Source organism: Methylovirgula sp. 4M-Z18 (genome assembly GCF_037890675.1).
Taxonomy (GTDB): domain Bacteria; phylum Pseudomonadota; class Alphaproteobacteria; order Rhizobiales; family Beijerinckiaceae; genus 4M-Z18.
In genome coordinates, this window is the sequence record NZ_CP149574.1 from 3737401 (window position 1) to 3751386 (window position 13986).

General features: G+C 60.6%; 12 protein-coding genes. 5 read left to right on the forward strand and 7 right to left on the reverse strand.

Translation table 11 applies throughout. The features are described from left to right. Window positions 1-74 precede the first annotated feature (74 nt). The 6 genes from V9T28_RS17270 to V9T28_RS17295 all read right to left on the reverse strand — a co-directional run bounded on the left by V9T28_RS17270 (window position 75) and on the right by V9T28_RS17295 (window position 8436). Window positions 75-1202, reverse strand: coding sequence for a TIGR03364 family FAD-dependent oxidoreductase (locus tag V9T28_RS17270; protein WP_116400264.1), 1128 nt, complete (start codon window positions 1200-1202; stop codon window positions 75-77). A gap of 287 nt (window positions 1203-1489) precedes the next feature. Further along, window positions 1490-2422, reverse strand: coding sequence for a transposase (locus V9T28_RS17275; protein ID WP_158554762.1), 933 nt, complete (start codon window positions 2420-2422; stop codon window positions 1490-1492). A 590-nt stretch (window positions 2423-3012) separates the two neighbouring features. Then, window positions 3013-3939, reverse strand: coding sequence for a DMT family transporter (locus V9T28_RS17280; protein ID WP_116400266.1), 927 nt, complete (start codon window positions 3937-3939; stop codon window positions 3013-3015). Window positions 3940-4118: 179 nt separating this feature from the next. Beyond that, window positions 4119-5087 (reverse strand): arginase family protein, encoded by a 969-nt coding sequence (locus V9T28_RS17285; RefSeq protein WP_116400267.1) that lies wholly within the window; start codon window positions 5085-5087, stop codon window positions 4119-4121. 98 nt (window positions 5088-5185) lie between these two features. Beyond that, window positions 5186-6826 carry an ATP-binding cassette domain-containing protein gene (locus tag V9T28_RS17290; protein ID WP_116400268.1) on the reverse strand — a complete coding sequence of 547 codons (1641 nt, stop codon included), beginning with the start codon at window positions 6824-6826 and terminating at the stop codon, window positions 5186-5188. Beyond that, on the reverse strand, window positions 6823-8436 hold the full coding sequence (locus V9T28_RS17295) for an ATP-binding cassette domain-containing protein (protein ID WP_116400269.1): 1614 nt from the start codon (window positions 8434-8436) through the stop codon (window positions 6823-6825). The genes V9T28_RS17290 and V9T28_RS17295 overlap by 4 nt, the downstream gene beginning before the upstream one ends. A 100-nt stretch (window positions 8437-8536) precedes the next feature. Between V9T28_RS17295 and V9T28_RS17300 the strand changes: the two genes are divergently transcribed. The 4 genes from V9T28_RS17300 to V9T28_RS17315 all read left to right on the forward strand — a co-directional run bounded on the left by V9T28_RS17300 (window position 8537) and on the right by V9T28_RS17315 (window position 12395). Beyond that, a complete protein-coding gene (locus V9T28_RS17300; protein ID WP_116400337.1) occupies window positions 8537-10096 on the forward strand; it encodes a cytochrome ubiquinol oxidase subunit I in 1560 nt (519 codons plus the stop codon). A gap of 25 nt (window positions 10097-10121) precedes the next feature. Further along, window positions 10122-11276: a cytochrome d ubiquinol oxidase subunit II gene (gene cydB / locus V9T28_RS17305; RefSeq protein ID WP_116400270.1), complete on the forward strand. Its 1155-nt coding sequence runs from the start codon at window positions 10122-10124 to the stop codon at window positions 11274-11276. Between the two features lie 15 nt (window positions 11277-11291). Further along, window positions 11292-11420 (forward strand): cytochrome bd-I oxidase subunit CydX, encoded by a 129-nt coding sequence (gene cydX / locus V9T28_RS17310; protein ID WP_116400271.1) that lies wholly within the window; start codon window positions 11292-11294, stop codon window positions 11418-11420. A gap of 441 nt (window positions 11421-11861) precedes the next feature. After that, window positions 11862-12395, forward strand: a complete 534-nt coding sequence (locus V9T28_RS17315; RefSeq protein WP_116400272.1) for a hypothetical protein — start codon at window positions 11862-11864, stop codon at window positions 12393-12395. On the opposite strand, the gene V9T28_RS17320 is transcribed toward V9T28_RS17315, so the two are convergent. Continuing rightward, complete coding sequence (locus tag V9T28_RS17320; protein WP_116400273.1) at window positions 12373-13113, reverse strand: response regulator; 741 nt, start codon at window positions 13111-13113, stop codon at window positions 12373-12375. The genes V9T28_RS17315 and V9T28_RS17320 overlap by 23 nt on opposite strands. A gap of 94 nt (window positions 13114-13207) precedes the next feature. Between V9T28_RS17320 and V9T28_RS17325 the strand changes: the two genes are divergently transcribed. Continuing rightward, window positions 13208-13981: a helix-turn-helix domain-containing protein gene (locus V9T28_RS17325; protein ID WP_116400274.1), complete on the forward strand. Its 774-nt coding sequence runs from the start codon at window positions 13208-13210 to the stop codon at window positions 13979-13981. Window positions 13982-13986: the final 5 nt, after the last annotated feature.

Genomic DNA, 13986 nt, shown 5'->3' on the forward strand with positions numbered 1-13986 from the left:
AAAAGCCGCTCGACTTTCCGGTTAGCAATCAACGATCCGCGAAAATGCGCCATGACGGCGGATGAGAGCACATCCTAATCGAAAAGCTCCGCGATGACTTCTTCCGCTATGGCAAAGGATGTGCTTGCGCCAGTGCCGCTGGTGATGATGACAATTCTTAAATCTTCCGCCGGCCGATCTATCAGCATCAGACGGTCATCGGCCGATGCATAGGTGCCCGTCCAGCGCTCGAGAACTTGCGGCGCCGGCCCATGAAAGACGCGGGCATATTCGTCGAGAATGAGATCGTCGACAAAGCTCGGCGCGAAAGGCGGTGGCGTCGGCGCATAATGATGGGAATCTCCCACCACGAAAGATCCATCGGCGCTGCGCACGACGATGAGATGAACGCCCTGCCGGATATGTTCGCCCTGTTCGGCCAACAGTTTCTGCCGAAGCGCCTTTGCCGCCGGAAGCTCCGCATAGCCGAGATAACGGATGAGGCCGAGATCGGACATGACGGCCGGCATGTTTTCATCGACTTGCGGCGGCTTGACCCGCAACATGTGCAGGAGGCAACGCTGCAAGCCGTAAGCGGCGATCCGGTCGGGGTGCAGGGTGCGGAAATCGTCGCCCGGACACACGACGATCGCATCGGCGTGGATGGTTCCGCGGCTCGTCTCGAGCTTTGGCGGGGAGGCACTGTGGACCGCCGTTTCGCGCAAGAATGTCACGCCATGGTGCTCGGCAAGATAGGCCGCAAGTTGGGGAATCGCTTCGCGCGACTCGACCCGGATTTCGTGCGGGCTATAGAGGGCGCCCGCGAAGTGTTCGGTCAGCAATCCATCGCCATAGGCTGCGATCTGATGGGCCTGCAAAAGCCGGCAATCGGCCCCCATGTCGGTCGCGGCAAATGCCTCCAGCACGTCAAGCGCCTCGTGCCGGCGCGCGATGGTCAGGAGGCCGCGCTGCAACACCGGAATATGTGCCGCCGAAGCGACTTCGAGCCATATGTCGCGCGACCGCATGGCGCGCTGCCAACACGCGCCGCTTTGCTGTCCGGTGACCGTGATAAAGCCAAAGTTGCGGATCGAGGCCCCGTTCGCCTGCGCATCACGGTCGATGACCACGACACGCTTCCCCTTGCGCGCGGCCGCCAAGGCATGCGCAAGACCGCAGATGCCCGCGCCGACGACGCCTAAGTCGAATGAGGAAGATTGCATCCAACCGTGCCCGGAGACCAAAGATGCGCGGAAGCTAGAAGCGCTCCGTGAACTTTGTGTGACATTGTGATTACGTAGCGGGAGAATGTATCGCACATGTTTCCATAGCGGAAGACCGTCGTGCGACATGGCCCCACGGCCCTTGCCGCTTGGCAAAAACAGCCTCCATAAAGGAAGAACAAAATATATCAGAAAAATGGCGGCGGACGCAGCAGGCGGAGCATTTCATTGCCTCGCGGCAAGATCCAGGACGGTGGGACGAAGCCGAGAGCGCCGAATATCTATTTTTACACTGGATTATATTGGCGATACATCAACGGCTCGGTTGGTTTGCGCTTCCGCTTCAGATCACTGAAACGGCAAACTTGGCGGACCTCGCACTGCCGGTATCCCGACACATCAAACGCGAGGTGTGGACGCGGCAGCACATCTTGCACCTCATCGGTCACGACAAGGGAGATCTGCGCCGCTCCGCGCGCGGTGAGATCTGTCGTCACTTGCGTCCATAAATCGTCGTCCGAAGGATCATTGACCCAGAGCCCGAGCAGATCGCTTGATCCGTCAGGCTGAAAGCCCAAGCCGAAATGGACCGGCCGCGTTCTTGTCAATTCCCGCTCCCGCGTCGTCGTCGGGAATATGCCGAACAACATGATGGAATAGAGCGGCGCCAAAGGTCGATTCTGCCAATCGCGGATGACACTCAGAACCGCATCGATGACGCGCGGCGCCAAATCCCGAGGCAATTGAAAATCGTACAAGTCAGAGATGATTTCGTCGAACTCGGCAACATGGCGGCCATGGGCATATGTCGTCAGGATACGGTCGGTGAAGCCATAAAAATGCTGCCGATTGAGAGGCAGCAGCAACGGTTCAAATCGGCCTGCGCGATCTCGCGGCATGCGAATAACGACTTTCTCGCCGACGTCGCTCCATATGCTCCGCTTCCAGTGGCCGTTTCTGGTGTTCTTTCTTCTCGCCCTGGCCTCATATTCCATATGGTGGTTGAGTTCTGCGTTCAATATCGCTTCGATCAGCGTGACCGCCATTTGGATGCAGGCCGCGTAAGGGAAAAGCCGCGCACGCCAATCTTGCGTCAACAATTCTGCAGCTAATGCTAGTGCCTGTGACTCGCCGGCCATCATATCCGTTCCTGAAAATGTCTCGAGTGACTTTGGCGACATATCAAGCGCTGCGGAAAAGCGTGCCGCGATGCCCTTCACAGATGGCCGCATTCAGAGCCGAAGCGCCGCAAACGTAAGGCAAGCTATTTCTTGGCCGGGACGAATTGCACGAAGCGAGGCGAATGGGCCATGTCCGACGTCCGGAGGGCGAGTCTGGCGCGTCGGTCTTCGTGTTGGATGTCAAAAGCATACCATTCTCCCCAACGTTGTGTCAGCTGCCCTGTCGCTCCCCGTGCAATCTGTCGAGAATGAAAAACTTCTGAGTCTAAAGACAGATCTCTGAAAAACCTCACCCAATATGAGCTTTTACGCCTATTAAATAAGTCCAGAGGAATCGGGCGACTTTGTGGCGGCATGGCCAAAGCATCACGAACCGGCAGCGAAGCGGCGCCTGGAATTTTTGCAGTGCGAATAGGAGCGAACCGATTAGTCGCGCCAGCACAGGCTGGTGGACTCTCTCGGTGTGCAGCAGCTTTTATCTGAGAGATAGCGATCCGGCAGCGTTGCTCGGCTCTAGTCACGCGATGGCACCGGCCGCAGCCGACGAGCGAGGCTTGCATTCCCTAAAGTGCGATCCGACTTTCCCGCACAGGCGGTATTTTGTGTGGCAATTGTGCGCCGCCAGTGCCTCACGACGCAGACGCACGCTCCCGAGACCAAAGGTAGAGGCCGGAAGCTATGACGATCGCCGCTCCTAAGAGCGACATGCCATCGGGCAGGTCGCCGAAAACCAGGTAACCCAACAGGCCCATCCAAACAATCTGCGTGTAGAAGAACGGCGCCAGCACCGAGGCTGGCGCGCGTTCGTGCGCCCAGATCAAGAGAAGATGCGCAACAATGGCGCCGAACCCCATGAACAGCATGAGGGCGATCGTGGTCGCATCGGGCGGCGTTTGCCAAAACCAGTAGAGCAACGGCGAGGTCAGCACGACGCCGGCAAAGGTGGAATAGATCATCGTCGTGTGCGCGGGGTCATAGCGGGCGCAAAGACGCGTCATCATGACATAACCGGCGTAAGCGAAAACACCCAGGATCGAGAGAATGGCGGCGGGATGCATGGCCCCGATCCCCGGCCGCACGACCACGAGAACACCGGCGAAACCAATGGCAATGGCGGTGATCTGGTGTCGCCCAACCTTCTCGCCGAGGATGGGCCCCGCGAGAAGCGCCACGAGAAGCGGCAGCGAGAAATTGATCGCCGTCGTTTCGGTCAATTGCAAATAGCGCAAGGCAAAGAAATTCAGCGCCGTCGACAACAACATCAGCAACGACCGCAGAAGCTGCAGGCCTGGACGGCGGCTGACCAATAATGCCGGCGAGCGCACAGGATTGGCGACGATGAGCGACAAGACCAGCGCGACCGCATAGCGCGCCCAGATCACTTCGACAGTCGGGATCACATGGTTCAACCATTTTGCCGAGGTGTCCATGCATGAAAAGCCGACCATCGTGCCGCACACGAGCAAGATGCCGAAACGACGCTGGCGCCTTTCCCGCGCATCCGCACCACCGGAGTCGTCAACGGCCGACGAAGTGCTCAGGCTGGATGCGCTCATGGGCTCTTTTCTGGTTTCTGCAATTGTTCAAGCCGCTTAAGGGCACGATCTGCACACTCTATCGCCCGCAAAACTGGCATGCCAGCCTGCGCGCCATATGTTTTCGGAACTCAAGCATTGACAAAAACGCGCGTCTGCGCGCGTTCGTGAGCGCACGATCAACCGTTGGCGCCCGTCCCCTATCGTCGGTCAGCCTGACGGGCGAGGACACCGAGCGTGGTCGTAATGAGCCGGGCGAGAGTCAAAGCGCCGATGTCGTCGATATCCCGTTCCGGCATGAACTCCACGAAGTCGGCGGCGGCGATCCGTCCCCGCCCAGCCGCTCCCTTGATGAGATCGACGACCTGATAATAGGTCAGCCCGCCCGGCGCTCGCCCAATCACGCCCGGGATCAAAGCGGGATCGAGTGCGTCCGCATCGACGCAGAGGACAATCTGGCTTCCGTCCGGGATGAGGTCGAGTGCAGCCTCGATCCCCCTCTTATGGAGGTCGTAAGCCGGCACGAATTTGACACCCCATGCCAAGGCGTCCTCATAATCGGCGGTCGCTGCCGATCCAATCCCTCGCGCCCCGACCTGGACGATGCGCTCGATGTGGGGCATCTCGGATGCGCGGCGCATCGTCGAGGAAAGGCCCAGCCGCTCGCCCATATGGATCTCGCGCCAGTCGATATGCGCATCAATCTGCAAGATCGTGTATTTCCGATGATCTCCCGCATGCGCGAGCGCATCGATCATCGGGATCGGAATGGAATCATCGCCGCCAAGCAGGACCGGTACCGCATTGCGGGCAAGGACCGTTGCCACGGCGGCGCGGATGACATCGCGGTTGCCGGCCGGATCGGCCTCGTCGAAAGGAAGGTTGCCGCAATCCGCGGCCATCAGATGCGCAGCCGGAAAGACGGCCCCTCCACTGTCGAAGTCATGGCGATCGATATTGGCGGCCAGCGAAGCGGTGACACGCCGCAGCGCATCCGGCGCATGACGGCAATAGGCGCCGACAGACGCATAAGGCGTCGCGCAAGGGGCGCCGATCACCGCGATCGGCGCGGCGAGCGTGTCGAGATCGGAGCAGGCTGGCAGTCCAAGAAAGGTGCGTGTTTCCGCGGGCGCACCGAAAAGTGCGCCAAGATCCGGTTTTTCGTTCATGACATTTTTCCACGGCAAGGCATCAGCGGGACTCAAACATCAGTCCGCGCCGGATGCAAACCCTCCGCGAAGGGGCGATAGCGAAGAAAAAAGATGGCTCAACTCTCGAATCGGAACGCCCGCGCCCCGCGCCATGCATGGGAAATCCCATGGCTTGACGCCAGCAGAATGCGATCCTGCAGGTGGATTAATAGCCGCTCGACGACGCGGCATGCCTGTTCAGCATCCATGTGTTCACCGGGTTCGTCGAGCAGAATCACCGGAAGCGGGCTCAGAAAAGCGCGCGCGAGGTTCAGCCGCTGCGCCTCGCCCAACGATAGAGAGCTCTGGGTAATCCATCCGTCAAGCCCGCCCGCCGCGCGGACCCGCCCGCTCAGCTCGACCGCATCGAGCGCTTCCCAGCATTCAGCATCGCTCGCCGCCGGCGCGAACAGGTTCTCGCGGACGGTGTCGGACAGAATGGCCGCGTCGTGCAGGCTCAGGTGTACAAGCCGTTGACGCGCAGATGGCGGCAGCGCGGCGCCGTCGCCGAGCACCTCTCCGCTTCCGTCCGCAGCCAGCCATCCGGCGACTTGTTTCAAGAAGGACGTCTTGCCGCAGCCGCTCGGACCGCTCAGGACAATCGGCTGTCCAGCTTGCAGCACGAGATCCACTTTGCCAAAGAGCGGGCGGCCGTCCGGCGCGCAGCGTTGCAGCTTGACGATTTCCAGTTTGCGCAGACGCGACGGTGTAGGACGGCCAATCGCAACGGTGGTGTGTGGCCCGCCCGTCCATGCGTGCAACGCCTTGCTGGCGGCGTCTTGCTTGATGCGTGCGAGGAGAATGCGTGAGGCGCCTTGCCCCGCCTCCCCCAAAGCCAACCATGCGAAAGCAACAAAAGCGGTTGGAAGCAAAGCCTGCATGCGATGGCCATCCAGCCAGGCCGCGGCTAAAACGCTGAAGGCCGCCACGGGTCCGATGAAGCTGACAACGAAATCAAAATTGGCCCCCTGACGCCGGAGCCGAAGGATCTCGTCGCCAGCTTCCGAAAAGCCTGCGAACGAGGCCTTCAGCGCGGCCGCCCAGGCGTGTTCCGCGCGCAGCGGAACGGCAGCGGCGAGACCGGCTCCGAGCCGACCCGCGGCAATGCGCCGTATCTGCCGCACCGCATGCCAAGAATTCGTCGCGCGCGGGAAAGATCGACGCGCGCAGGCGACCTCAATCAGCAAGGCCGGAAGGATTGTGACCAGTGCAAGCGGCGCGACGACAAGCGTCGCCGCGACGAGCACGGCGAGGCCGCAGGCAAATGCCATCACTGGAAGATCGATCCGCAGTTTGGCATAGTCTACATCCTCGACATCGTCGATGAAGTCGGCGAGGCGATCCTGATCGCCGAGTTGCCAACTCGCACTGCGCACCTTCGGCGCGGCCGCCATTGCGGAAAACAGCGCGGCACGGCGCGATACCTGATCGAGCAAGGCCGCCTTGTGGCCTGCGAGGCGCTCACCGTATTTCGCAGCGGTCCGGGTCAAGGCGAACAGTCGCACCAGCGCTGCGGGAATATGGAAATTGAACGTGTAGGCGGCGCCGCCCGCACCGGCCAGCGCCACTGCGCCGAGAAACCAAATCGAAACACCAGTGAGCAGAATGCCTGCGAATAGCGCCGCGACGGCAAGCAGTGCAGTGAGCCGCCACCATGAGACCGATTTATCGGCTATTTCGGCGTTTCGATCGGGATTGCCGAAAGTGAATAGGCTCATAGGACGAGCTCCAGCGGGCTGACGATCTGCTCATCGAGATCCAAGACAGATCCGGCCAATGCGCGCAGCGCAGGATCATGCGTGGCCACCACGACCAGCCGCTGGCGCGCACAATCGGACAAGGCCATGCGCACGCGAGCCGCATTGAACGGGTCGAGCTTGGCGGTCGGCTCGTCGGCGAAGACGGGGCGATCGGAGAGCAGCGCGCGGGCAATACCGATCCGCAGACGCTGTCCGCCGGACAGATTTTCCCCGCCAGCCTTGACGAGGGCCTCGAGCCCACCGGGCAACAGGATGTCATCCAACAGCCCGACGCGACTGGCAGCCAGCATGAGTTTCGTTGGGCAGGGTCGAAGCCGGTTCCAGGCGAGTGCATGTGCAAGTGTGCCGGCTGGAACGTAGATCTCGGTAGAAATCCAATCGACGCCGGTTTCAGGGCTCGGTCCCGGTTCCGGCACACCTGACTCGCATAACGGTTCGATGCCCGCCAATCGCCGCAAGAGCGTCGATTTCCCCGATCCACTTTCTCCCACGATCGCGACCAATCCCTTCGACGGCAAGCGAAGGTCGGCGCCCATATGATCCAACGAAGGCCCAATCGAATCCGGCGCGCCCCGCCCCATCAGAAAATCGTCCATCGCCGCCGCAGCGGCACGGCCCTCTGCTTGGACATGATATTGTTCGGCATAGCGTCGAAAGGGAGAGAAGAACTCCGGCGCGAGCATCAGGACGAACAGGCTTTGCCATAGGTGCATGTCGGAAAAGCCGGAAATGTGAACCAGTTTGAGATGGCCCAACCCGAGAAACACGGCGAGCACGGCGATGGATAATGAAGCAAAGAAGTCGATGATGCCCGCATTCAGGAATGCCACTTTGAGCACGGCCATCGTGCTGGTGGCATAGGCCGCCATACGCACCACAAGCTTCTCCCGCTCGCGGTGGAACCCATGGGCTGAAAGAATCGTCGGCAATGTGCGGATGCGATCCTCAAACTGGGCAGCTAGTTGGCCGAATGCTTTCTGCTGGTCGGCGGCGCGCGTGTGAATCGTACCGCCGACCAATGCGAAAAACACAATCATGATTGGCGTGGCAAGCAGCAGTGCAAGTGCAGCCTGCCATGAAACGGCGACAACGGTCGCCGCGATGAGCAGAGGGCCGATACCCAGCATCAAGGCCGCAACCCGATGACCGACAACGAGTGCCGCGATCGCGTCAGGATGCCGTTGCAGGCCGGCGATCAGCGCGCCAGCCGGCAACGCCTGGGCCGTGCGGGCAGGCATCGCCTCCAGGCTGCGCAGCGCCTCAGCGTGGACGGCTTCCGCGACACCGGCTTCCTCGATCGCTTGCCTGCGCTCGCCCAAGAGACCCGCGACTGCGGATAAGAAAAGGGCAACAACGCAAACCGTGGCGGCCGGGATCGAAAAGACGCCGGTTTCGATCATCTGGCCCGCCAGTACCGCAAGTGAAGCCGCGAACGACAGCCGGAACGCGGTGCGCACCAAATGCCATGTCAGCGTCGCCCGCATGCCTTGCGCACCGGCCGCCCGCGCGTGAACCAATGTGCGAGCCGCCCGCGCAGCGGCGTGAGGTTTGAGGGCGATCTCGTCCATGACCGCGTTCTGCCATGGCCGGGATCGTTGCGTTTTGACCTGGATCAAAGAGTTCGCACATGCGGGAGCCTATACCGCCGATAGCCAAAGGGAGCTGTCTATGCCCGATCCATTGCTTGTTGAACTGTCGCGGCTGCAATTCGCGCTGACCGCGATGTACCATTTTCTGTTCGTGCCGCTCACGCTCGGTCTGTCTATCCTCATTGCGATGATGGAAACGGTTTACGTGATGACCAAACGCCCCATCTGGCGCGACATGACCAAGTTCTGGGGGCTCCTGTTCGGCATCAACTTTGCCCTCGGTGTCGCCACCGGCATCACCATGGAATTCCAGTTTGGCATGAACTGGGCCTATTACTCCCATTATGTCGGTGACGTGTTCGGCGCGCCGCTGGCGATCGAAGGGCTGATGGCCTTCTTCCTGGAGGCGACGTTCGTCGGCCTGTTCTTCTTCGGTTGGGATCGGTTGTCGCCGCGCGCGCATCTCGCCACCACGTGGCTGATGGCGCTCGGCACCAATTTCTCGGCGTTGTGGATCCTGATCGCCAATGGCTGGATGCAGAACCCGGTCGGTTCCGCGTTCAATCCCGATACGATGCGCATGGAGGTGACTGATTTCGTCGCCGTGCTGCTCAACCCGGTCGCGCAGGCAAAGTTCGTCCACACCGTCTCGGCCGGCTATGTCTGCGGCGCGACTTTCGTGCTCGGTGTTTCCGCCTTCTATATGCTGCGCGGCCGCTATGTCGAGCTTGCCAAGCGCTCCTTCGTGATTGCCGCCGCGTTCGGCGTCGCGTCCACGCTTTCCGTCATCGTGCTCGGCGACGAGAGCGGATACGAGATCACCGACAACCAGAAAATGAAGCTCGCAGCCATGGAGGCAATGTGGGAAACCGAATCGGCGCCCGCATCCTTCACCGCCATCGGCATGCCGGACATGCAAGACAAGACCACGCATTTCGCGGTTCGCATCCCGTGGGTCATGGGACTGATCGCTACGCGTTCGCTGGATCGGCAAATTCCCGGCGTCTTCGAACTGGTTAGCAAAGCCGAGAACCGCATCCGTGCCGGCCTCGTCGCTTATGACGCCCTCGAAACGTTGAAGGCCGATCGGACCAATACCGAAGCGCGGACGCGCTTTGACGGTGCCCGCGCTGATCTCGGCTACGCGCTCCTGCTGAAGCGTTACATCGCCGATCCGCGCCAGGCGACCGACGAGCAGATCAAGCAGGCGGCATGGGACACGGTGCCTACTGTGCCGGCGATCTTCCTCACCTTCCGCGTGATGGTTCTATGCGGCTTTGTGCTTCTTGCGGTGTTCCTGATCTCGCTTTGGCACACGATGCGCGAGACCCCCGCGCCGCGCTGGCTCTTCCGCCTGGCTCTGCTCGCCCTGCCCTTGCCTTGGATCGCCATCGAGTTCGGCTGGTTCGTTGCGGAATTCGGCCGCCAGCCCTGGATCATCGAGGGCGTGTTGCCGACCTTCCTTGCAACCTCCGAACTCGGCGTCGGAGATCTCATCACGACGATCCTCGGTTTCACATTGGTCTATGGCACGCTCGCCGTCATCGAAATCAAGCTCATGCTGGCCGCGATCGGGCACGGGCCTGAAAGCGAATACGTCAAGCCCCAACAAAGCGTCTCGCTCGCTCCCGCCGAGTGAACATTCGGATCAAGGAAACAGGAACATGATCGACTTTCTTTTCGACTATGCCACGCTGCGGCTGATCTGGTGGGTGCTGCTCGGCGTGCTCCTGATCGGTTTTGCCGTGACCGACGGTTTCGACATGGGCGTTGGTGCGCTGCTGCCCTTTGTGGCCAAGACCGACGGTGAGCGCCGTGTCGCTATCAATACGGTGGGGCCGGTTTGGGAGGGCAACCAGGTCTGGTTCATTCTCGGCGGCGGCGCGATCTTCGCCGCGTGGCCGGCGCTCTATGCGCTGAGTTTTTCCGGCTTCTACCTTGCGATGTTCCTGGTCTTGTTCGCGCTGATCTTAAGGCCGGTCGCGTTCAAATACCGCTCCAAGCGCGAGAGCAAGCGCTGGCGCGACAACTGGGATTGGGCGCTGTTCATCGGCAGCGCAGTGCCGGCGCTGATTTTTGGCGTGGCAGTCGGCAATGTCCTGCAAGGCGTACCGTTCCATTTCACCAGCGACCTGCGCCCGATCTATGAAGGAAATCTGTTCGGCCTGCTCAACCCGCTCGCCATTTTCTGCGGCCTGGTGTCGGTGGCGATGCTGGTCATGCATGGTGCGGCATGGCTCGCCTTCAAGGCCGAGGGCGCGGTTGCCGAGCGCGCGGCCGCGATCGGCCCCAAGGCCGCTATAGCCGCGGCGCTGCTGTTTGCGCTCGGCGGCATCTTCGTATCTCTCGGCTGGCTTGGCGGCTACCAAGTGACGAGCGCCATCATCTGGGACGGTCCTTCGAATCCAATCGGCAAGACCGTCGTCCAGAACGCCGCGAGCTCGCTCCACAACTTCAACCAGACGCCGCTTTTGTGGCTCGTTCCCTTGCTCGGCGTGACGTCGCCACTCCTCGCCGCCTTGGGCTTCCGGGCGCGCAAGGCCGGATTGACCTTCCTCGCCTCGCAACTCGCTATCGCCTGTATCATCGCGACGGTCGGACTTGCTATGTTCCCGATCATCCTGCCGTCGAGCACAACCCCGGGTCATTCGCTCGCGGTGTTCGACGCTTCATCGAGCCGCGCAACGTTGCGGAACATGCTGCTGGCGACAGCACTCTTCCTGCCGATCGTTCTTGTCTACACGGCTTGGGTCTATCGGGTGTTGTGGGGCCGCGTGAGCGAACAGGATGTCCGCGACGCCGGCCATTCCGCGTACTGAAAAAGGAAATCAACGATGTGGTATTTTTCTTGGATTCTCGGACTCGGTCTTGCCGCCACCGTCGGCATCCTCAACGCGCTCTGGTACGAGCTACGCGTTCTGCGTGAGCAGACGACGGACATAACGTCCCTACCCACGCCCTGAACGAGGATCTGCCGCGCGACGAAAAAGCAGAAGTGCCGACCATTCGGCACTTTTCTTGCCTCCGGCACCGACGCTTTATTGTCGCATAAGGAGATCCAGTCTTCGCTGAGACCTCCGCCAAGCCGTGCGTCAGAATTTGATTCATTTCTGGAAAAGGAAAATTAGGACGCGGATGATCTATCGCAACGCGTGAGACCGCCCTCGGCACGAAGATGACATAAGATGAAGGGGAGACCTGGTCATGGCGTCCACATTATTCATTACCTCTTATCTTATGATTTCGATGAGCTTGCCAATGCTGGCAATGCTTGTCGGTCGCCGGGCTCGGGCAGAAGCATTGGAACCGATAAAGGACTTTGCGCACCGCGACCGACGGCCGCGAAAATTCTCTTTTTGAGCGCGCCGAGAACTGATGGGCGATTATTCTGCTGGACGACTAAAATGTATGAGAGCTACGCGATCGAATGCATCAGCCCGCGAACGGTCGACAGGGCTTATCCTTTAGCCAAGGCCGTTGCGCCGAGCTTGCAGCAGCTCGAGTGGCGACAATTCTGTCAGGCCTGCGGATTGTCCAACATTCCTTGTGACGCCGACGAAAGAGAGCGGATCGTCGTCGCGCTCAATGCAAAAGCCTATGTCAAAGGCCTCTGCATCTACGCCGTTCGACATGACCCAACCGAAGGCCGTGTGCTTGATGTGCCGTTCTTTGTGATCGGTAGCGCCGCGGACAGGATGGGCGTGGGGGCCGCGCTGATGAATTTCCTGCGCTCCAAATGTAGCCGATCGGCTTGCTTGGGGATTCGATTTTGGGCGATGAATGCAGAAACCTGGACAAGTCGCCTCAGAGGCGAAAACATTGCTTGTCGCGATCATGGGCTCTTCATCCCCGCTCTGGCAAGCGAAACCGAAATCGAAAAGGCGCTTTGTGCCAGCGCAATCGAGGGCGCCGAAACTATCGATCGATTTTCCCGGTAAAGACATAGCCGACGCCACGGACTGATTTGACCAGAGCCGGTTTTTTCGGATCGATTTCGATTTTCTTTCTGAGCCTGGCCACCTGCGCATCGATCGTCCGGTCGAAGGCATCCCACTCGCGTCCACGGGTCAAATCCATCAACGTCTCACGGCCGAAGACGCGCCCCGGATGTTTGATAAGCGCCGCCAAGAGATCGAACTCGCCGGTGGTGAGCACGACATCATCGCCGTGGGGCGACACGAGCTGCCGGCGCCCGGTGTCGAGCCGCCAGCCGTCGAAGCGAATGACCTCATCGTCGGGGCCGACTGCCGGAACGCGTGTGGGCGGATCTGGCCGCCGGCTTCGCCGGCGCACCACGCTCTTGACCCGCGCCATCACCTCGCGCAAGTGAAAAGGCTTGGCGATGTAATCGTCCGCGCCGACTTCCAATCCGACGACGCGATCGAGCACATCGTCACGGCCCGTCAACATGATGATCCCGACATCCGAGTTGGCCCGGATCTCGCGCGCGAGCGTCACGCCGTCCTCGCCCGGCATGACGACATCAAGCAGAATCACGTCGACAGTGTCATTCAACTGCGCACGCATCGCCACGCCGTCTCCCGCGATACTGACCCGGTATCCTTCTTGCTCGAAATAGCGGGTCAGCATCTGACGAATGCGTGGGTCGTCGTCAACGACCAGAATGTGGACGGCGTCTTCCTGAGAACTCATCATGGACTTCAAGCGCGGGCGGGGCTGTTACGCATTGTAACAAATCAGCACCCAATGTCACAAGCCGATGATACGGCCATGACATGGGCCGGATCAAATGCTCTCCATCAGCCAATCAGAGGGCGATCCCATGTACAGCCAAACCGCGATTTCGGCAGTTCGTAAACCCGCCGCGCCTTTTGCTCCTCCCCCCGCACAGAACCCGACCCTCAAGGACCTTTTCAAGGGCCAACCGACGGAAACTTTCGCTGCTGGCGAGGCGCTCTTCTGGCAAGGCGACACGGTTGGGTCAATCTTCGACGTGCTGGAAGGCGTGGTGCGCGTTTACCGGATCATGGCCGACGGCCGGCGCGCCATTATGGGTTTCATTCACCCCGGCGAGGTGCTTGGCGTCTCCTTCCAGGATCGCTATCTCTTCACGGCCGAGGCGGTGACCGAGGTCAAGGTCCGGCGCTTCGCCAGAAACCGCTTCTTCGAAACGATTAACGAATCGCCCGCTTTGCGGCCCCAGCTCTTCGCGATCCTGTGCGATGAGATGTCCGCGGCTCAGGATCAAATGCTGCTGCTCGGACGAAAGACAGCAGAAGAACGGGTCGTCAGCTTCCTTCTTGCTATTCATCGCAAAAGCACGTCCGGCATTGAGATCGAGCTGCCGATGAGCCGCCAGGATATGGCGGACTATCTCGGCTTGACGATGGAAACGGTGTCGCGGATGATGACAGGATTGATGCGTCGTGGCCTGATCGACGCTGGAACTCGTCACAATGTCACGCTTCGCAAACTCGCCGCTTTGCGGGAAATCGCCGGGCACGATGCTGACGAGATGGAGCCCAGAGCCTCACAGTCCCGCCGGGCGGTTTGGCCCAATTGATTTTG